Raw genomic sequence first — 19,164 nt, forward strand, 5'->3', positions numbered from 1 at the left:
GCGCGCCTGGCGCGCTCCTACCGGTATTACCCCTGGCGACGAGTGAGCTGCCGATACAGCTGCGGCAACTGCACCGGCAGTTGCGCCGGGTCATTGATCAGCAGGTAGCCCTGGCTGCCGAACAGGTGCGGCAGGTAGTCCGCCGCCTCGCGGTCGATGGTGATGCAGAACGGCACCAGCCCGGCTCGCCGGGCTTCCAGCACGGCCTGGCGGGTGTCCTCGACGCCGTAGCGTCCCTCATACAGATCCAGGTCATTGGGCTTGCCATCGGTGAGGATCAGCAGCACCCGCTGGCGCTCCTTGCGCTCCAGCAACAACTGCGTGGCCCGCCGGATCGCCGCGCCCATGCGCGTGTAGTAGCCCGGACGCAACGCGCGGATGCGCCCGCGCACCGTGTCGTTATGGCGCTCGTCGAAGGTCTTCAGCTGGGTCAGGCGCACCTGCTGGCGGCGCAGCGAGGAGAAGCCATACAGCGCGAAACGATCGCCCACGGCCTGCAACGCCTCGCCGAACAGCAGCAGGCTGTCGCTGATCAGGTCGATCACCCGGTGGTCGTTGTCGATGTGCGCATCGGTGGACATCGACAGGTCCGCCAGCAGCAGGCAGGCCAGGTCGCGGCGGGTCTGCCGGCGCTCCAGGAACAGGCCCGGTTCGCTGCAGGCACCCAGGCGGCGTTCGACGCTGAAATCCAGCCAGGCTTCCAGATCCAGTTCCGTGCCCTGGGGTTGCCGGCGCAGCCACTGCGGCTGCTGGCGCAGGCTCTCGAACTGCCGGCGCAGGCGACGCGCTATCGGCGCCAGGGCATCGGGCAACGGCGCCGGTACGGCGTCGCGGAGCAGCATCGGCTGCAGGCAGACGTGATCATCGATCAGTTGCTGGCGACGGTAGTCCCACTCCGGCAGGCGAATGCCCTCGCCCAGCGGCACGTCATCGAAGTCGGCAGCCGGCAGATCGAGGTCGAGCTTCAGCCCGCCGCCCTTCTTCTGTCGTTGCCGCGACAGACTCAGGTGATTGAGGTCATCGGCGACCTTGGCCGCATCCAGGTCCTCGCTGTCATCGCCGGCGCGGTCCAGTTCGATGTGCTCGGACCAGCTGAACAGGTTCTCCAGGCGGAACAGCAGCAGGCCGCCGCGGCCGGGGTCCTGCTCGACCCGCTCGGCACACTTGCGTGCCAGGCTCTTGGCCTCGCGGTGGGCGGAGCGACCCTGCTCGTCGCCGTCGATCAGGTCGGTATGCTGCGGCGCAGCGAGCCGCTGCGGCGGGTAGAGCCACAGCGGCACCGGCCAGGGCGCCTTTTCACTGCGCGGCAGGCGCTCGACGCTGCCCGGATCACGCAGTGCCCGTTGCAGCGCTAGCTCCAGCTCCGCTTCGGCGGGCGGCAGGTCACCCGCATCAGGACGCAGACTGAGCAACGCTTCCACCAGCCGGCGGTAGCGCGGGCGCAGCAACGGGTAGCGCTGCAGCACGGCGCGGGTCCAGGCCTGGTTATCCAGCGCCCAGTGGCGCATCGGCTGGCTGTGCGCGGCCAGCAGCGCCAGCCAGCGATAGAGCTCACGGTTGAGGTCGGCGTCGGGGAACACGGCCAACTGTGCGGGCAGGCGCAGGAAATCACCGTCGAACCAGGCCACCGGCAATTGCTGGCAGGTGCCGGCCACTTGCTGCAGCAGGCTGCGGCGCACCAGCAGTTCGCGGGCGCTGGCCGCCTCCACACCGACCCCGGCTTCGCCGCCGGTGCCGCGGAACAGCAGCAGCAGGCTGCGGCGCATGTCATCCAGGGTCACCGCCGCCTCTTCGAACTCCGGGCTGGCGCGGCGGGTGATGAAGCGGTGCCAGGCGCGGCCGAAGCCTTCTTCGATTTCGAGGTGGATGGTCATGGCGCCTCCGGAGCGCAGAGAGAAGGAACAGGGCTCGGCGTTCCAACAGAACACCGACCCAGTCCCCTCTCCCTGAAGGGAGAGGGAGCTAAAAGCACAGCCGGTCATCTCGCAGTCATCCGACAGGCTCAGTAAACGTCAAAAAGGCCCGCCACAAAGCGGACGGGCCCGGTTGGACGGTATCGGTCAGCTCACCTGGGCCGCGCCGGAGGTAACGGCCACGCGGCCGCGCTGGCGGAAGCTCAGCAGGTAGCAGATCAGCCCGATGAAGAAGCCGACACCGGAGTACAGGCGCAGCCAGAAGAAGATCTTCAACTGGTCGACCGTGGCCATGAACGGCATGGCGGCGCCATCGGCCGGCATACGTTGCAGCCAGACCTGGACGATGCCGGCAGCGGTGAGCATCAGGGTGATCAGCAGCATGGAGAGGGTCATCAGCCAGAAACCCCAGATCTCCAGGCTCTGCGCCCGGGCGTCCGGCGCTTCGCCGATACCCCGCAGGCGCGGCATGGCGTAGCTGATCATGGTCATGACGATCATCGCGTAGGCACCGTAGAAGGCCAGGTGGCCGTGGGCCGCGGTGAGCTGCGAACCGTGGGTGTAGTAGTTCACCGGCGCCAGGGTGTGCAGGAAGCCCCACACGCCGGCACCGAGGAAGGCCGTCACGGTGGTCCCCAGTGCCCAGAGCGCGGCGGCCTTGTTCGGGTGTTCGCGGCGGCGACGGTTCACCATGTTGAAGGCGAACAGCACCATGGCGAAGAACGGCAGCGGTTCCAGCGCCGAGAAGATCGAGCCCAGCCACAGCCAGACCTGCGGTGCGCCGATCCAGAAGAAGTGGTGACCCGTACCGATGATGCCGGTGATCAGGGCCATGGCGATGATCACGTACAGCCACTTCTCCACGACCTCACGGTCGACGCCGGTGATCTTGATCAGCACGAAGGCCAGCATCGCGCCCATGATCAGCTCCCACACGCCTTCCACCCACAGGTGCACGACCCACCACCAGTAGTACTTGTCGCGAGCGAGGTTTTCCGGGTTGTAGAAGGAGAACAGGAAGAACACCGCGAGACCGACCAGGCCGGTCATCATCACCACGCTGACGGCGGTCTTGCGGCCCTTGAGCAGGGTCATGCCGATGTTGAAGAGGAAGCCCAGCGCCACCACCACGATGCCCATCTTGGTGATCGTCGGCTGCTCGAGGAATTCCCGGCCCATGGTCGGCAGCAGCTCGTTGTGGGTCAGCTTCGCCAGGCCCGCGTAAGGCACCAGCAGGTAGCCCAGGATGGTCAGCACGCCGGCAATGGCGAATACCCAGAACAGCACGATGGCCAGTTTCGGGCTGTACAGCTCGCGGTCGGCCTCTTCGGGGATCAGGTAGTAGGCCGCGCCCATGAAGGCGAACAACAGCCAGACGATCAGCAGGTTGGTGTGCACCATCCGCGCGACGTTGAAGGGGATCGCCGGGAACAGGAAGTCACCGACCACGTACTGCACGCCCATGATCAGCCCGAAGACGATCTGCCCGACGAAGAGCATCAGGGCGAACACGAAGTACGGCTTGGCCACCGCCTGCGAAGCAAATTTCAGATAGGGATTGCCCGGGTTCATGATCAACCCTCCTTGTTCGGCGGCCATTGGTTGGTGTCGATCTTCGATGTCCACAGCAGGAACGCCGCGAGGTCGGTGACCTCCTGGTCGCTCAGGTGGAACTGCGGCATCTGCCGGCGGCCGGGGACGCCCAGCGGCTGCATCTTCATCCAGGCCGCGAGGAAGGAGCCGAAGGCCGCATCACCGCCACGGCGGATGGCGACATTGCCCAGCTCCGGCGCGAAATAGGCGCCTTCGCCGAGGATCGAGTGGCACCCCACGCAGTTGTTCTGCTCCCACACCAGCTTGCCGCGCACCACCGACTCGGTGAGCTCACTCTGGTTGGTGCGCTTGGGGAAGGTGGTTTCGGTGTGATAGGTCAGGGCGAGGAACACCAGGAAGAAGAAAACGCCTCCTCCCAGGTAGATGTTCCTTGCCATTCCCTTTGTGAATGTCTCTGACATGGGGCCCTCCTAGGTCACGGTCGGGGGCATTGTAAAAAGCGACCTGGTGCCTCTCGCTTGATGACAATCAAGAAAGACCAATGCTTTCAGTCAGGTATTTTTTAAAAGGCAAATCAGTGGTTTGCGTGCAGAACCAGAATCACGCCAGTGACCACCAGCGGCCAGCCAAGCAGCAGCGACTGCCATAGCCGCGGACCGTGATTGAGCTCCATGAAGCGCAGCGCGATGAGCCAGGCCTTGCCCAGTCCGAGCAGGAGGATCAGCGCCACCGGCAGCAGTAGGTCGGGTGCGCGGTGCCCCAGCCACACCGACGCCACCGACATCGGCAGCATCGCCAGCCAGGCGAGCAACAGCGCCTTCATGCGCCGGGCGCCAGCACGTAGACCAGCGGGAACAGCACCACCCAGACCAGGTCGACCATGTGCCAGTACAACGCACCGGACTCCAGCCCGCCCAGGCTATCGCTGCGGTAGGCGCCGCGCAGGCAGCGCAGCGTCATCCAGGCGAGGATCACCAACCCCAGCAGCACATGAAGAAAGTGGAAGCCGGTGATCAGCCAGAACAGGGTGAAGAAGGTGCTGTATTCCAGGTCCAGCCCGCGCACGGCGAGGTGGTGGTACTCGCCGGACTTCAGCAAGACGTGCGCCAGCCCGAGCAGCACCGCCACGCCCAGCAGCGCGGCCGCGCGGCGCTGCCGGCCATGGCGCACCAACTCCACCGCCAGCGCCGCGCAGAAGCCGGCGGTGAGCAGGGTCAGGGTCAGCGCCAGGGCGGTGGACAGATCGAGCTGCGCACGGCCGGCACGGAAGCCTTCCCCGTCCAGATGCTGGGCCACGGCGAAGACGATGATGAGGATGGCAAAGACGGTCAGCTCGGCGAGGATGAAGAACCACATCGCCAGGTCGCCCGGCAGGCGCCGGGCATCGAGCGTCGCCTCAGGCGAAATGGACATCGACCAGGTCCATCAGCGCGGCAACCGTCGCCTCGTCGTCCGACAGCGGTTCGGCGAGCCCGGCGCGGCACGCATCGCGCGGCGCCATGCCGGCCTGCAGCAGGCGCGCGGTAAGCACCAGCAGGCGCGTCGAGCAGACTTCCTCCAGCTCCTGGCGCCCCAGGCGGCGCAGGGCCACGCCCAGTTGCGCCAGGCGCTGCGCCAGCTCGGAAGAAGCACCGGCCTCGCGGGCGATGATGCCGGCTTCGACGTCCGCCGTCGGGTAGTCGAAACGCAGGGCGACGAAGCGCTGGCGGGTGCTGGGCTTCATGCCCTTGAGCAGGTTCTGGTAGCCGGGGTTGTAGGACACCACCAGCATGAAGCCCGGCGGCGCCACCAGGGATTCGCCGGTGCGCTCGATGAACAGTTCGCGCCGATCGTCCGCCAGTGGGTGCAGCACCACGACGGTGTCCTGGCGCGCTTCCACCACCTCGTCCAGGTAGCAGATGCCGCCCTCGCGTACCGCGCGGGTCAGCGGACCGTCTTGCCACCAGGTGCCATCGCTGCCGATCAGGTGGCGACCGACCAGGTCCGCCGCCGACAGGTCGTCGTGACAGGCCACGGTGTACAGCGGCAGGTTCAGGCGTTGCGCCATGTGCTGGACGAAGCGGGTCTTGCCGCAACCGGTCGGGCCCTTGACCAGTACCGGCATGCCCTGCGCGGAGGCCTGGGTGAACAACGCGACCTCGTTACCGGAGGGCTGGTAGAAGAGCGGCTCGAGGGGCTGGGCGGGGGCGTTCATGGCGAGGAGGCCTCTGCAGTCAGTGTCGCCGGGCACGCTAATCAGCCAGGCCTCCTCCCTCAAGCGCGCCGAGAGGAGTTCTTGATTGCCATCAAGCCAAGGCCACTCGGGCCGCTCCTAGAATCGCCCCAGAAGCCGGGCGGGAAGCCGGCGAAAACGACCGGCGCCTCGAAGCGCCCAGCCTGTGAGGAGAGACGTTCATGAACAAAGCCCTGGTTGCCCTGCTGTTCGGCGGCTTGCTGGTACAAGGCACCGCGATGGCCAGCAGCGGCGAGGAGCTGTTCAAGGCCAAGGCCTGCGTGGCCTGTCACGCCGTCAACAAGACGGTGGTCGGCCCGGCCTTCAAGGAAGTCGCGGCAAAATACGGGGCGCAGGGCGACGGCGTTACGCACATCAGCAACAGCATCACGACCGGCAGCAAGGGTGTCTGGGGTCCGATCCCGATGCCGGCGAACGCCGTCAGCCCGGACGAGGCCAAGACGCTCGCCGAGTGGATCGTCACCCTGAAGTAATCCCCGCGAACCACTCCACTCGACGCGACCGGCACGCTCAGAGTCGGTCGCTCCTCTCCAGCAGCGCCAGGCAGGCATCCGCCGGCACCGGCTGGCTGATCAGGTAGCCCTGGATCTCATCGCAACCGTGGGCACGCAGGAAGCGCAATTGCTCGGCGTGCTCGACGCCTTCGGCTACCACCTTCAACTCCAGGCTGTGCGCCATGGCGATGATCGCGCGGGTGATGGCTGCGTCTTCGCCGCGCTCGGACAGGTCGCGAATGAACGTCTGGTCGATCTTCACGTAGTCCACCGGGAAGCGCTTCAGGTAGCTGAGCGAGGAATAGCCGGTGCCGAAGTCGTCGATCGCCAGCTTCACGCCCATCTCGCGCAGCTGGCGGAAGGTCGCGGTGACGCTCTCGACGTTGTCCAGCAGTTGGCTTTCGGTCAGTTCCAGCTCCAGCAGGTGTGACGGCAGACCGGTCTCCTCCAGCACGGCGCGCACCAGGTCGACCAGGTTGCCGGTGCGCAACTGGTGTACCGAGAGGTTGACCGAGACCCGCAGCTCGCGTCCCTGCCGCTGCCAGGCGCGAGCCTGCTGGCAGGCGCGGCGCAGGACGAATTCGCCGATGGCGCCGATCAGCCCGGTCTCTTCGGCCAGGCCGATGAAGTCGCCGGGCGGCACCATGCCCATGTCCGGATGGCACCAGCGCACCAGCGCCTCGGCGCTGTCCAGGCGCTCGTTGGCGAGGTTCAGCTTGGGCTGGTAATGCACATCGAGCTGGCCCTCGTCGATGGCCTTGCGCAGTCGTGTTTCCAGCTGCAGGCGCTCCAGAGTGCAGGCCTGCAGGTTGTCGGTGAAGAACTGGAAGGTGTTGCCGCCCAGGTGCTTGGCATGCTGCATGGCCATGTTCGCCTGGCTCATCAGCGCGGAGATTTCCCAGGCGTTGTCCGGCAGCAGGCTGATGCCCACCGAGGCGCTGACCACCAGCTCATGGCCGCCCACGGTCATCGGCGTGCGCAGCTTGGCCAGCAGGCGGCTGGACAGCCGGGCCAGCGCGGCGAGGCTGGCGTAGGAGTCGATCAGCACGGCGAACTCGTCGCCAGACAGGCGGGCGATGGTATCGGCCTCGGGCACGGTCTGGGTCATGCGTCGCGACATCTGCCGCAGCAGCTGGTCGGCGACTTCATGGCCAAGGCTGTCGTTGAGCAGCTTGAAGCGGTCCAGATCAATCAGCAGCAGCGCCGCCGTGCGGCCTTCCTGGCGCGCGCGCTGGCTGGCCTCGTGCAGGCGCTCCTTGAACAGCGTGCGATTGGCCAGCCCGGTGAGTTCGTCGTAGTGCGACAGGTAGCGCAGGCGCTCCTCGGCGTCGCGGCGGGCGGTGAGGTCGGCGAAGAAGCCGACCACGTGGGCGACCTGCCCGCGGCCGTCGCGCACCACGTTCAGTTGCAGCCACTGGGGGTAGAGCTCGCCATTCTTGCGCGTCTCGATCAACTCGCCCTGCCAGGTGCCCTGGCGCTCGAGCTCGGTACGGATCGACTGATAGCGGCGCAGGCTTTCCGCCGACCCCATCAGTCGTGCGACGTTGTGCCCGAGCAACTCGTCGCGGCGGTAGCCGGTGAGCGAGGTGAAGGCTTCGTTGATGGCGATCAGGCGGTAGTCCGGGTCGAGGATGATGATGCCCTCGCTGGCGGCCTCGAATACCGTGGCCGCCAGACGCTGCTCTTCCTCGCGCAGTTTGCGCGTGGAGATATCCGCGCGGGTGCCGACCATCCGCGTCACCTGCCCACGACCGTCGCGCTCCATCACCCGGCCGCGGTCCTCCACCCAGACCCAGTGGCCATCGGCATGGCGAACGCGGTATTCGATGCGGTAACCATCGGTGCGGCCCTTGAGGTGCTCGACCAGCGCGCGACGCAGCAATGGCAGGTCGTCGGGGTGCAGGCGCGGGCGCAGGTCATTGCGCACGCTCTTCACGGCATCCTGGGTAATCCCGAAGATTTCTTCCAGGTGCGAGTGGTGCACTTCGTCGGTCAGCAGGTTCCAATCCCACAGGCCCAGTTCGCTGGCCTCCAGCGCCAGGGCCAGCCGCGCTTCGGTATGGCTGAGCTTGGCACTGCCCGCCTCCACTCGTTCCTGCAGGGCGTCGCGCGCACGGCAGAGTTCGCGCTCGGCGCGGCGGCGCTGCTCGACTTCACGCTCCAGATCCTGGTTCAGCGCCTCGGTCTGCGCCTTGGCACGCTCCAGGTGCGCGACCAGCGCCTGGGCCTGGAAACGCCGCAGCAGGCCGACATGGACCACCCGGTGAATCTGCCAGGCCACCACCAGCAAAGCCGCCAGCAGGATCACCCCAAGCACGCCCCAGCCTTGCTGCAGCGGGTTATCGCTGATCAATAGATAGGTAATCGACGGGAACAGGCAGGGCAAGGCGAAGGTGAGGAAAGCCGGCAGGCTCACCGCGTAGGCAACGCTGGCGGACAGAATCGCCGCGGCGATCAGGCCAAACACCAGGGATTGCTGGAGGAAGGCATCCGGCGGCACCAGAGCAATGGCGGCAAAGGCCAGGGTCAGGCCCGAGGCGCCAGCGCCGAACAGGAAGGTACGCTGCCAGTGCGGGCTGGCCTGGCGCTCGGCGGAAGCGGCATTGAAGGCGGAGACCTGGATCAGGCGGAGCACGGCCAGCAGCACCAGCCAGATCAGCCAGCCGGCGAGCAGCCCCGGCTGCACGTAGTCCCATAGCAACCCGGTACAGGCCAGCCCATCGAGCAGCATGAGCAGGGTCGGCACCCGCGAGCCCTGATAGAGGAGGCGCGTGCGTTCGACGGCAATTTCGTGAGCGTACTGCTGGCGGATCTCGGCATGGCTCACCGGGATCGCCGAAGGCTCTACATAAGCGGTCATAGGCGTTTTTCTTGTAGGTTTCTGGCCTAGGCGTCGGCGGAGCATACCCGAGGAGGTTGCCCCACCCAAGCATCACAGATGGCAATTGGCCGGCTGCCCTCCCAACTTTCGTCGGGAAGACGCCGGACGGCGGCCCGGTTTGCCGGGGAAAACCGCCCGTCGGTAGAATGCCGTCCCATGAACGATGACATCTCCTACCTGCTCAACTCCCTCAATGACCCGCAGCGCCAGGCCGTGGCCGCGCCGCTGGGGCGCCAGCGTGTGCTCGCTGGCGCCGGGTCCGGCAAGACCCGCGTGCTGGTGCACCGTATCGCCTGGCTGATCCAGGTCGAGAACGCCTCGCCGCACAGCATCCTGGCCGTGACCTTCACCAACAAGGCCGCGGCCGAGATGCGCGCGCGGATCGAGCAGTTGCTGGGGATCAACCCGGCCGGCATGTGGGTCGGCACCTTCCACGGCCTGGCGCACCGCCTGCTGCGCGCGCACTGGCAGGAAGCCGGACTGCCGGAAAACTTCCAGATCCTCGACAGCGACGACCAGCTGCGCCTGGTCAAACGCGTGGTGCGCGAACTGGGCCTCGACGAGCAGCGCTGGCCGCCGCGCCAGGCGCAGTGGTTCATCAACGGCCAGAAGGACGAGGGCAACCGCCCGCAGAACATCCAGACCGGCGGCGACCTGTACCTGGCGACCATGGTCAGCGTCTACCAGGCCTATGAAGAGGCCTGCGCCCGCGCCGGCGTGGTCGACTTCGCCGAGCTGCTGCTGCGCTCGCTGGACCTCTGGCGCGACCGTCCGAGCCTGCTGGAGCACTACCAGCGGCGCTTCCGCCACATCCTGGTGGACGAGTTCCAGGACACCAACGCCGTGCAGTACGCCTGGCTGCGCTTCCTCGGCAAAGGCGGCGAGAGCCTGATGGTGGTGGGCGACGACGACCAGTCGATCTACGGTTGGCGTGGCGCGAAGATCGAGAATATCCAGCAGTTCGGCGATGACTTCGCCGGCACCGAGGACATCCGCCTGGAGCAGAACTACCGCTCCACCGGCACCATCCTGAAAGCCGCCAACGCGCTGATCGCCAACAACAGCGGGCGCCTGGGGAAGGAACTGTGGACCGACGGCGTCGACGGCGACCCGATCACCCTGTATTCCGGCTTCAACGAGCACGACGAGGCGCGCTATATCGTCGAGACCATCGAAGACGCCCTGCGCAAGGACGGCTTGAAGCGCAGCGAAATCGCCATTCTGTACCGCTCCAACGCCCAGTCCCGCGTGCTGGAAGAGGCGTTGCTGCGCGAGAAGATCCCCTACCGCATCTACGGCGGCCAGCGCTTCTTCGAGCGCGCCGAGATCAAGAACGCCCTGGCCTACCTGCGCCTGATCCGTCTGCGCGACGACGACGCCGCGCTGGAACGGGTGATCAACGTGCCGCCGCGCGGCATCGGCGAGAAGACCGTCGAAGCGATCCGCAACGCCGCGCGCCTGAATGGCACCTCGATGTGGCGCGCAATCAACGACGTGATCGCCGCCAAGGCCGTGGCCGGCCGCGCCGCCAGCGCGCTCAACGGTTTCCTGGAAACCGTCGACCTGCTCGCGGTGAAGGTCGAGGGCATGCCGCTGCACCAGATGACCCAGATCGTCATCGAGCAGTCCGGCCTGATCACCTACCACAAGGAAGAGAAGGGCGAAAAAGGCCAGGCGCGGGTGGAAAACCTGGAAGAACTGGTCAGCGCCGCCCGCGCCTTCGAGACCCCGGATGACGAGGACACCCCGCCGCTGGTGGCCTTCCTTGACCATACCGCGCTGGAATCCGGCGACACCCAGGCCGACGCCTTCGAGGACAGCGTGCAGTTGATGACGCTGCACAGCGCCAAGGGCCTGGAATTCCCGCTGGTGTTCCTGGCCGGCGTGGAAGAAGGCCTGTTCCCGCACAAGATGAGCCTGGAAGAGCCCGGCCGTCTCGAGGAAGAGCGCCGCCTGGCCTACGTCGGCATCACCCGCGCCATGCACCGTCTGGTCATGACCTACGCGGAAACCCGCCGCCTGTACGGCAGCGAAACCTACAACAAGGTGTCGCGCTTCGTCCGCGAAATCCCGCCAAGCCTGATCCAGGAAGTGCGCCTGTCCAACTCGGTGAGCCGGCCGCTGTCCGGCAACCAGCGCAGCGGCAACCTGTTCAGCGGCGCCAGCGTGCCGGACACCCCGTTCAGCCTCGGCCAGAGCGTGCGCCACCCGCTGTTCGGCGACGGCGTGATCCTCAACTTCGAAGGCTCCGGCGCCCAGGCACGGGTGCAGGTGAACTTCGACAGCGAGGGCAGCAAGTGGCTGATGATGGGGTATGCGAAGCTGGAAGCGATCTGATCCCTCTTTAGCTCGCACTCAACCAGCAGGCGCGCCCCCATGGTGAAGCAGCGGCGCGGCGAAGCCCGCCGCTGCTGTGTCCCAGAGGCAGGCTCCGGACCATTAAGCGGCGATCAGCGCCCTGGACAGATGGTCCGGTCCATGTCGCCAAGGGCATAGCCATCCTGCTGCGGCATCAGGAACTTGCCGACCAGCAGCGGCCGGCCGATGCGCCCGGCATAGCGATCCATTCCAGTACTCGATGCGCCGACGTAGGTAGGCTGCGCCATCGCCTGGACCGTTGCCACCCGTGGCATCGGCTGGTCCGCGGTCAGAACCGCCTTGCCGTTGACATAGACCACCAGCTTGCCTTCCTCGTTGCCCGGGAAGGGGAAGGTCGAGACCGGCTTGATGTTGAAGGTGGTCACCACGGCGTTACAGCCTTCCCGCCAGTTCACCGGGCCACCCTCGAAGCGACTGCCGCCACGAGTCACTACCAGGCGGCCACGCTCCAGGGCCAGGCTCCAGAGGTCAGGCTGCTCCACCAGCACCTGGCGCCCCATGCCAACACTGCGGATAGCCCCCAGGCCAAGACTGTAGCCACCGAAGACCGGCGATCGCTGGTAGTCGCGCCCGCTCAGATAAGCCGGCGCCGCGCCCGCGGCAGGGTGCCACTGCAGGGGAACCGGGCGCGCGTGCTGCTCCCAACGGCGAATCAAGTCGGATGCCTCGTCCTGGCTGAAGGGCTTGAGCGTCGACAGGACCGTCTTCGCCCCCTCCACAGGGCCGGATACCGGACGGCTCTCCATCTGCGAGAACAGGTTGCGGTAGAACAACCCGCGCCCCGGGATATGCCCGCCGTAAGTCATGCCCCAGCGCATCACATCCGCTGCCCAGTAAAGCTCGTCGACCCGGGGCAAGGGCGTGCCGGATGCCAGCTGCGGGGAAAGATCGCGCCCGCTCAGTCCCGCAGGCGCCTTGCCGCCGACCATCCCGATCAGCGTCGGATACAGATCGGTGATCCGCGAAATGCCGATCACGTCCCGGTCATTGGCGTGCCCCGGCCAGATCATCATCAGGGGAGCCCGCACGCCTCCCTCGAAATAGGTGGCCTTGGTGCCGGTCAGCGGGTAGTTGCTGTCGCGCGCAATGTTCGGGCTGCCGTTGTCGCTGGTGAAGACGATCAGCGTGTTGTCCAGCTGGCCACTGGCCTTGAGCGCATCCAGCAAGCGGGCGACGTTGTGGTCAAGTTGCTTGAGTACCGCAAGGTAGCGCCCTTGCTCGGTGTCCGGGAACTGCTGGCGAAAGACTTGCGAAGGCTCGTAGGGATGATGCGGCGATAGCAGCCAGAGATTGATGAACCAGGGCTTTTCCGCTACCCGACCGCGTTCGATCAGCGAAATGGCCCGGTCGGTCAGCAGGTCATCCAGATGTCCCTTGTACTGGACCGGTGGACCGTCGTCGCGCTCGAGCCAGGGATCATTGAAGGTTGGCTTGCGACGGATCAGTTGCCCCTGAGCATCCGGACCCTGCAGGACAAAATGGTTGAGCATGCCGAACCAGTCGTCAAAGCCCTGATGGTTTGGTCGGATCTGCAGATACTCCAGCCCTTCACCGACATGCCACTTGCCCAGGTGGTGCGTGCTGTAACCCAGCTCCCGCAGGGACTTCGGCAGGGTTTCCAGATCCGGCGAGAGCCCCAGGCCATCGGGCTCGAAGCCGATACCGACCGGGTCGCGTCCGGTCATCAGCGCTGCGCGGCTGACCGAGCATGTGCTGTCGGTATAGTGCTGGCGGAAGCGCAGGGACTGGCGACTGAGCTGGTCCAGTGTGGGTGTCGGCGCCTGTCCGTCGCCCCAGGAGGCAACGTCGTTGTTTCCCAGGTCATCGGCGAGGATGAACAGGATATTGGGCTTCGTCGCTTGATCCTGAGCATTGCTCACAGGGACCATGGCAAGCAGAATCAGCCAGGCAATGGCTAGTCGGGTCGTGAGCGCAGATGCCGCTCGCGTGGAAAAGAACAACATTCAGTGAATTCCCGAAAAATGCTTAAGAATCTTTTCGCCCCAAAGAGCAATGGTGATCTCGGCGCGCCGTCCCATGGACTGCTGCTGGACTATCCCGCCCTGATGGCCAGGGTGGCCGACCAGGCACCGCACTATGCCGGCAATGCGCCCTTCCCGCATATCGTCATCGACAACTTTCTTCCGCCCGCCACCTTCGCCAGGCTGCTCGAAGAGTACCCGCACGACCAGGCCGACCCGCTGTGGAACAATGCGACGCACACCGACAAGGCCAGCGGCGAGTACGTGCAGAAGGACAAGCGCAATATCCGCGATCCCCTGCGCATGCCGCCGACCTATCGCCAGCTGTTCTGGGAGCTCAATTCCCACGGTTTTCTCGACTACCTTTCCCAGCTCAGCGGCATCGCCAACCTGATCCCTGACCCGAACCTGCGAGGCGCCGGGATTCACCAGATCGCCCGCGGCGGTTTCCTCAAGGTGCACACCGACTTCGCCACCCACCGCGATTTCGGCCTGGATCGCCGCATCAATGTGCTGATCTACCTCAACGAGGAGTGGCCCGACAGCTATGGTGGCCACCTCGAACTCTGGGACACGGAAATGGCCGGGCCGCCCCGTCGTGTGCTGCCGATCGCCAACCGCTGCGTGGTGTTCAGCACCACCGCCAGCTCGTTCCACGGACACCCGCATCCCCTCACCTGCCCGGACGGCGTCTACCGCCGCTCCCTGGCGCTTTACTACTACACCAACGGCCGTCCCGAAGGCGAGGCGCAACCCGGCTTTGCCACCCACTGGCGCGACGTCCCGGCCTGATCCTGCTCAGGCGTCGGCGGCACGGCGCGCCCAGGGCGCGCGCCCGGAGTAGGTCGCCAGGTGCGATTTCAGGCGCAGGAAGGGTATCTCCACCAGGCGATAGCTCAACCACGCCAGCGTCCAGGAAAGCGCCAGACTGAAGGCGATGCGCAGCAGGTAGGCCTCGAGGTTGGTATCCAGCGTCATGCCGGACGCCTTCAACGGATAGATGCAGTAGAACTGTACCGGGACGTGAATCAGGTAGAGCGAGTAGGAGATCCGGCCGAAGTGATCGACCAGCGGGTTGACCAGCATCGCCTTGATACGCCAGCCCAGCACCAGCAAGGCGATCATCGTCCCTCCCCAGAGCATCGCCTCGATGTTGTGGTACATCGGCAGGGCCTGCAGGGCATTGCGTTCCCCGATCAGGGAGAACCACCACCACAGGCGCACCAGCCCCAGCAGACACGCCACCAACAGGCCGAAGGCCACGACGGAGCGACGGGCCAACCAGGCGTATCCCGCGCTCAGGCTGAATCCGGCACAGAGCGCCCCCACCAGGAAAGCGCCCGCTCGACCGAACAACGAGTTCTCCCAGGGATTGGTCGGCGACAGCCAACCCGGCGAGTGGAATAGATAGACGTGCGCCGTTGCCCAGGCCAGCAGGGCGCCTCCAACCAGCCAGCGCCCGGCGCGAAAGCGCAATAGCCACATGACCCAGGGCAGCAGCAGGTAGAACTGAATCTCGGTACACAGCGACCACCAGGGCACGCTGAAGGGGAAGGCCTGGAAACCGATGGGAATGAACAAGAGGGCCTTGAGCGCGACCGCCTTCTGCGTCATGAACCAGGCCAGCAGCACCGCCGCGTAATACAGCGGCACGATGCGGAAGAAGCGGGCCGAATAGAAGCGCCGGATGCTCACCTGCTGACCGCTGCGCAACCCTTGCAGAAACGGCCGCGCCAACAGAAACCCGCTGAGCACGAAGAACAGCGTGACGCCGCTATTGCCGCCACCCAGTAGGGTGATCCAGGCAGGGTTGTCCGGGCGCGCCGCCAGGCCAAGGATGCCGAAGTAGTGGAAACCCACCACCAGCAGGATTGCCCAGCCACGCAGCGACTCCAGCTCGGGCAGGTAACTGCCCGGCTGGCGCAGCCCGGCGGGAGAGTCGGAGCGCTCGCTCATGCCTCAGTTCGCCGGTTGCTGCTGGCCCTGGGTCAGGCGCTTGAGCTTGCGGGTGTTCTCCAGGTGCTTGCTGGCATGCACGTAGAAGGCGCGCAGACCGGCACCATCATCGGCCTTGGCGTCCTCGAACAGCAGCTTGATCAGCGGGTGGTCATTGCTGCGATCGCCGCCGGGCTTGCGCAGCACGCCCAGGCCGAAGCCGTGGTTGAAGGTGAAGGTCTCATGCTGGCCGCGTGTCTCGTCCCAGAACTTCCAGGCGCCGAAGTCCTGCACGCGCGCCATGACGTCGTGGAACAGGATGATGCCACCCGGCTTCACCTTGGGATACCAGTTGGCAAAATCGGCACTGACCGCCTCGTAGGTGTGGAAACCGTCGATGTGCAGCAGGTCGAGGCTGTCGTCGTCGAAGTGCTTGAGGGCATCCTCGAAGAACATCCGCATCAGGTAGGAGAAGCCGTGGTAGTTCTGGCGGTTGTGGTTGTTCACCGCGTTGAACACCGACTCGTCGTACTTGTCGGTGTGGGCATCACCCTCGAAGGTGTCGACGGCATAGCAGACGCCATCGATCTCGTTTTCCTTCATCGCCTGACAGAAGGTGAAGTAGGACAGGCCCTTGTGCGTGCCCAGCTCCACGAGCAGCTTGGGTCGCAGCGCAGCCACCAGGTCGTAGCCGAACGGCAGATGGTCGACCCAGGTGCTGAAGACCATGTGCAGCGGCTCGAAGTGGCGCACCGATGGCGGCATATAAACAGAAGTCATACCGGCAAAGCCTCCGAATCTTTGGTTTTAGAAGAGTACCGATTCTTCAGTGAGAGGAAGGGTTTTTCGATCAGGCCATAACTCAGGTGGGCCAGCGCCAGCGCCAGCGCCAGGCCCAGCAGTAGCCTTGGCCAGATCTGCGTGCCGGCAGGGTTGCCGTATGACAGGCAAGCCACCAGCACCGGCTGGTGAATCAGGTAAAGGGAGTACGAAACCCTGCCGAGATAGCGCAAGGGCCGGCCAGGCAGGCCGCCGCCAAGGCCGGGCGTCGCTAGCATTACCCAGGCCACGGCGGCCCACAGCAGGCCCTCCGGCAGCACGATCCAGGGCTGCCGCCAGGAGAACTCGACCACACCGTGCTCCACGGTGATCTGCAGGAAGACCGCCAGCATGACGACCAACAAGAGCAAGGCGATTGATCCTGACAGGCTGCCCAGCGTTGGTAGTCGCTGTTCCGCCAGGAGCCAGCCGATCCCCATGCCCAGCAGGAACACGGGCAGCTTCCCGCCCAGAGACAGGGCCCAGTAGATGTTGCCGAGCAGTCCGAAGGAAACCCAGTGCAAGCTGACCGCGATGAACAGCAGGAGCCAGACCAGCAGGATGCCCGCTGCCAGTCGGCGATCAAGTCCCAGTACCAGAAAGAACAACGGCAGGAAAAGGTAGAACTGAACCTCCGTGGCGAGGCTCCACCAGACATTGCTGAAGACGCCAACGTCATAGCCCCAGGCGAGGAACACCATCGCAGCGGGCATCTGCTCGTAGCGCCCGGTGACAAGCACGGCCACCAGCACGGACAGGTAATACGGCGGCAGGATCCTCAGGGCCCGCTGCACGGCGTAGCGCTTCAGGTCGATTGCCCGGCGTTCGCGCAACGCCAGGGAAAATGGCCGCGACACGAGGATCCCACTGAGCAGGAAGAACAGGCTGACACCGCTGTTGCCGGCGTAGACGTAGGCCAGCCAGTAGTTGCCGCCCGCGGGCGGGACAAAGCCGAAGGCCGCGGTCGCCCCGTGGTAGAGCACCACCAGCAGTATGGCGACGCCACGCAGGTCGTCGAGTACCGCGATCCTGGCTTGGGTCATGGCAGTCAGCGCCTGGCCCCGGTGTTCTTCTGCAGATCATCTTGGAAGGGATGCTCTCCGCGTGCCGCAAAGCGTCCGAAACGGTCTTGTGCCCGCTCCGCCGAGCGTTGCAGATAACGCTGTGCCGGCGCCTTCACCTTGCCCAGCAGGATCGGCTCCACCGTCGGCGAGCGGAACGGCTCACCAAGCAGCTCGCACAGCTGCTCCTTTTGCAGCTCCAAGATCCTCTCGCGTCCGGCCACTTCCGAGGTGGTCACGCCACCGTGCAGTTGATGGAACGATCCTTCGCCCGCCAGCATGAACAGTTGGGTTTGCGGATGAACGGCCAGAGCACGATAGATGAACAGATTGAGGGCCCCACCGCCGGGCATGTCGAATCGCTCGTCAGCGTTGCCGACCTCGGCCAGCCTGCGGGCGGAAACGAACAGGCAGTTGCATTCCATGAACGGCTGGAAGAAGCCGTTGGGGTTCGCACCGCTCCAGCAGGAAATCTCGAACAGCCGATACCCCTGGTTGCGCCAGTCGATCTGCTCCAGCAGCGCCTGCTCGGCTTCCTCGCTGTATCCACGACTGAGGTGGAATTGCTGTTCGTCCTCGCCGAGGTGGTAGCCGGGCACGACAACCAGGGCATCCTCGTTCATGCGCAACGCCATCAGTGCATATTGGAGCACGCCGGGCGTTACCATCCGCGCGCCATCGATCATCAGTCCGATGAAGCGCCCCCGGGCCTGCGCGATGCCGAAATTGATCGCAGGTGCGGGCGAAACACCCGGCTCGTCGCGCACGTGGTACTGGAAGTTGCCAGGCAGCCGCGCGATGGCCGCGGCATCCATGTTCCGCTGTGAGCGGTTCTCCACCAGAATCACTTCGTAGTCGTCGGCATCGACCCCCAGCTGGTAGTCCGGTGCCAGGCTGAGCAAGGTATTGAGCGCCTGGCGCGGCATGTCATAGGCGATGACGATGATCGACAGCAGCGGGCGCTTCTCGTGGAACGCAGTCATACGGCCTGCACCCGGTTCAGCGAATGGTTGAGGAAACGGAAGATGTGCGGGTGCGCCGAGCCCAGCAGGATCGGCCGTACGCTGGGCGGCGTGCGGTTGTCGCCGCGGATCTGCTTGTCCTGCTCATCCAGCAGCTTGTACACCCGCTCGCGCTCCTCGCGCAGCGTGCCGGTGGTGACACCGCCGTGGAACTGGTGGAAAGAACCTTCGCTGTAGAGCAGGTAGAACGGCGTGTCGGGGTATTCCAGCAGGCGCTTGTAAAGGTCCAGGTTGGCGTTGCCGCCGCCGAAGTCGTTGTAGCGCGGATTAACCCCGCCCAGCGCCTTCCATTTGCGCATCGACATGCCAATGAAGTTGCTTTCGTAGTTGGCCTGGAAGAAACCGCCCTGGCAGGACCCGCTGAGCACCGCGATATCGAACAGACGATAACCATTGCTCGGCCATTCGATGCTCTGCAGCAGCACCTGCTCGGCGTCTTCGTTGTAGCCCTCGTTCACCGCCACCTGCTGCAGCTTGTGGCCGATGTGGTAACCGGGCACCGAGACCGCCGCCTCGGCATCGAGACGAAAAGCGTCCAGTGCATGGCGAAGCACGCCCGGAGAGAGCATGCGCGCGCCGTCGATCATGATCGCGACATGGCTGCCACGAGCCTGGGCTGCGCCGAAATTGATGGCGTGCACGGGCGTGCGTTCGGTTTCGTTGCGGTGGAAATAGCGCACGTTGCCGGCATGCCGGGTGGCGCGCTCGCGGCCCAGCAGCCGTTCGGAATGGTTCTCAACGACTATGACTTCATAGTCGCGCTCGTTCACTCCGTGCTGGTAGCCAGGGCTGAGCGATTGCAACGTCTTGTCGGCCTGCTCCGGCATCTTGTAGACGATGACGACGACGCTCAGGCGAGGCGCGCGACGAAAGATGGGCATGACACAACCC

At 65.4% G+C, this 19,164-nt stretch carries 16 protein-coding genes; 3 read left to right on the top strand and 13 right to left on the bottom strand.

Annotated elements, in window-relative coordinates; translation table 11 throughout:
* Nucleotides 1-26: 26 nt before the first annotated feature.
* The 6 genes from AC1ZV1_RS29620 to AC1ZV1_RS29645 form a co-directional block, all read right to left on the bottom strand.
* Nucleotides 27-1,874 carry a nitric oxide reductase activation protein NorD gene (locus tag AC1ZV1_RS29620; RefSeq protein WP_484294861.1) on the bottom strand — a complete coding sequence of 616 codons (1,848 nt, stop codon included), beginning with the start codon at nt 1,872-1,874 and terminating at the stop codon, nt 27-29.
* A 186-nt stretch (nt 1,875-2,060) separates the two neighbouring features.
* Nucleotides 2,061-3,488 (bottom strand): cbb3-type cytochrome c oxidase subunit I, encoded by a 1,428-nt coding sequence (locus AC1ZV1_RS29625; RefSeq protein ID WP_484297671.1) that lies wholly within the window; start codon nt 3,486-3,488, stop codon nt 2,061-2,063.
* A complete protein-coding gene (locus AC1ZV1_RS29630; protein ID WP_413350404.1) occupies nt 3,488-3,928 on the bottom strand; it encodes a c-type cytochrome in 441 nt (146 codons plus the stop codon). The genes AC1ZV1_RS29625 and AC1ZV1_RS29630 overlap by 1 nt, the downstream gene beginning before the upstream one ends.
* 113 nt (nt 3,929-4,041) lie before the next feature.
* On the bottom strand, nt 4,042-4,290 hold the full coding sequence (locus tag AC1ZV1_RS29635; RefSeq protein ID WP_484294862.1) for a cytochrome C oxidase subunit IV family protein: 249 nt from the start codon (nt 4,288-4,290) through the stop codon (nt 4,042-4,044).
* On the bottom strand, nt 4,287-4,880 hold the full coding sequence (locus tag AC1ZV1_RS29640) for a cytochrome c oxidase subunit 3 (RefSeq protein ID WP_484294863.1): 594 nt from the start codon (nt 4,878-4,880) through the stop codon (nt 4,287-4,289). The genes AC1ZV1_RS29635 and AC1ZV1_RS29640 overlap by 4 nt, the downstream gene beginning before the upstream one ends.
* On the bottom strand, nt 4,864-5,661 hold the full coding sequence (locus AC1ZV1_RS29645; protein ID WP_484294864.1) for an AAA family ATPase: 798 nt from the start codon (nt 5,659-5,661) through the stop codon (nt 4,864-4,866). The genes AC1ZV1_RS29640 and AC1ZV1_RS29645 overlap by 17 nt, the downstream gene beginning before the upstream one ends.
* Before the next feature lie 200 nt (nt 5,662-5,861).
* Here AC1ZV1_RS29645 and AC1ZV1_RS29650 point away from each other — a divergent pair, with 200 nt between their 5' ends.
* Nucleotides 5,862-6,173: a c-type cytochrome gene (locus AC1ZV1_RS29650; RefSeq protein WP_484294865.1), complete on the top strand. Its 312-nt coding sequence runs from the start codon at nt 5,862-5,864 to the stop codon at nt 6,171-6,173.
* Between the two features lie 37 nt (nt 6,174-6,210).
* On the opposite strand, the gene AC1ZV1_RS29655 is transcribed toward AC1ZV1_RS29650, so the two are convergent.
* Nucleotides 6,211-9,054, bottom strand: a complete 2,844-nt coding sequence (locus AC1ZV1_RS29655; protein WP_484294866.1) for an EAL domain-containing protein — start codon at nt 9,052-9,054, stop codon at nt 6,211-6,213.
* 177 nt (nt 9,055-9,231) lie between these two features.
* On the opposite strand from AC1ZV1_RS29655, the gene uvrD reads away from it, so the two are divergent.
* Nucleotides 9,232-11,412, top strand: coding sequence for a DNA helicase II (gene uvrD / locus AC1ZV1_RS29660; protein WP_484294867.1), 2,181 nt, complete (start codon nt 9,232-9,234; stop codon nt 11,410-11,412).
* 113 nt (nt 11,413-11,525) lie between these two features.
* Here the strand turns inward: uvrD and AC1ZV1_RS29665 are convergent, their stop codons facing one another.
* Nucleotides 11,526-13,418, bottom strand: a complete 1,893-nt coding sequence (locus tag AC1ZV1_RS29665; protein WP_484294868.1) for a sulfatase family protein — start codon at nt 13,416-13,418, stop codon at nt 11,526-11,528.
* Between the two features lie 18 nt (nt 13,419-13,436).
* Between AC1ZV1_RS29665 and AC1ZV1_RS29670 the strand changes: the two genes are divergently transcribed.
* Nucleotides 13,437-14,228 carry a 2OG-Fe(II) oxygenase gene (locus AC1ZV1_RS29670; RefSeq protein ID WP_484294869.1) on the top strand — a complete coding sequence of 264 codons (792 nt, stop codon included), beginning with the start codon at nt 13,437-13,439 and terminating at the stop codon, nt 14,226-14,228.
* Between the two features lie 6 nt (nt 14,229-14,234).
* Here the strand turns inward: AC1ZV1_RS29670 and AC1ZV1_RS29675 are convergent, their stop codons facing one another.
* The 5 genes from AC1ZV1_RS29675 to AC1ZV1_RS29695 are packed head-to-tail and all read right to left on the bottom strand — an operon-like array spanning nt 14,235 to nt 19,154.
* Nucleotides 14,235-15,392, bottom strand: coding sequence for an acyltransferase family protein (locus tag AC1ZV1_RS29675; protein ID WP_484294870.1), 1,158 nt, complete (start codon nt 15,390-15,392; stop codon nt 14,235-14,237).
* Between the two features lie 3 nt (nt 15,393-15,395).
* The gene (locus AC1ZV1_RS29680; protein ID WP_484294871.1) at nt 15,396-16,151 is read right to left on the bottom strand and encodes a class I SAM-dependent methyltransferase; all 756 of its coding nucleotides are present in this window, start codon (nt 16,149-16,151) and stop codon (nt 15,396-15,398) included.
* Nucleotides 16,148-17,233, bottom strand: a complete 1,086-nt coding sequence (locus AC1ZV1_RS29685) for an acyltransferase family protein (RefSeq protein WP_484294872.1) — start codon at nt 17,231-17,233, stop codon at nt 16,148-16,150. The genes AC1ZV1_RS29680 and AC1ZV1_RS29685 overlap by 4 nt, the downstream gene beginning before the upstream one ends.
* A 5-nt stretch (nt 17,234-17,238) precedes the next feature.
* Nucleotides 17,239-18,234 carry a glycosyltransferase gene (locus AC1ZV1_RS29690; protein ID WP_484294873.1) on the bottom strand — a complete coding sequence of 332 codons (996 nt, stop codon included), beginning with the start codon at nt 18,232-18,234 and terminating at the stop codon, nt 17,239-17,241.
* Complete coding sequence (locus AC1ZV1_RS29695; protein ID WP_484294874.1) at nt 18,231-19,154, bottom strand: glycosyltransferase family 2 protein; 924 nt, start codon at nt 19,152-19,154, stop codon at nt 18,231-18,233. The genes AC1ZV1_RS29690 and AC1ZV1_RS29695 overlap by 4 nt, the downstream gene beginning before the upstream one ends.
* Nucleotides 19,155-19,164: the final 10 nt, after the last annotated feature.

The organism is Pseudomonas sp. BB438, from assembly GCF_057180225.1.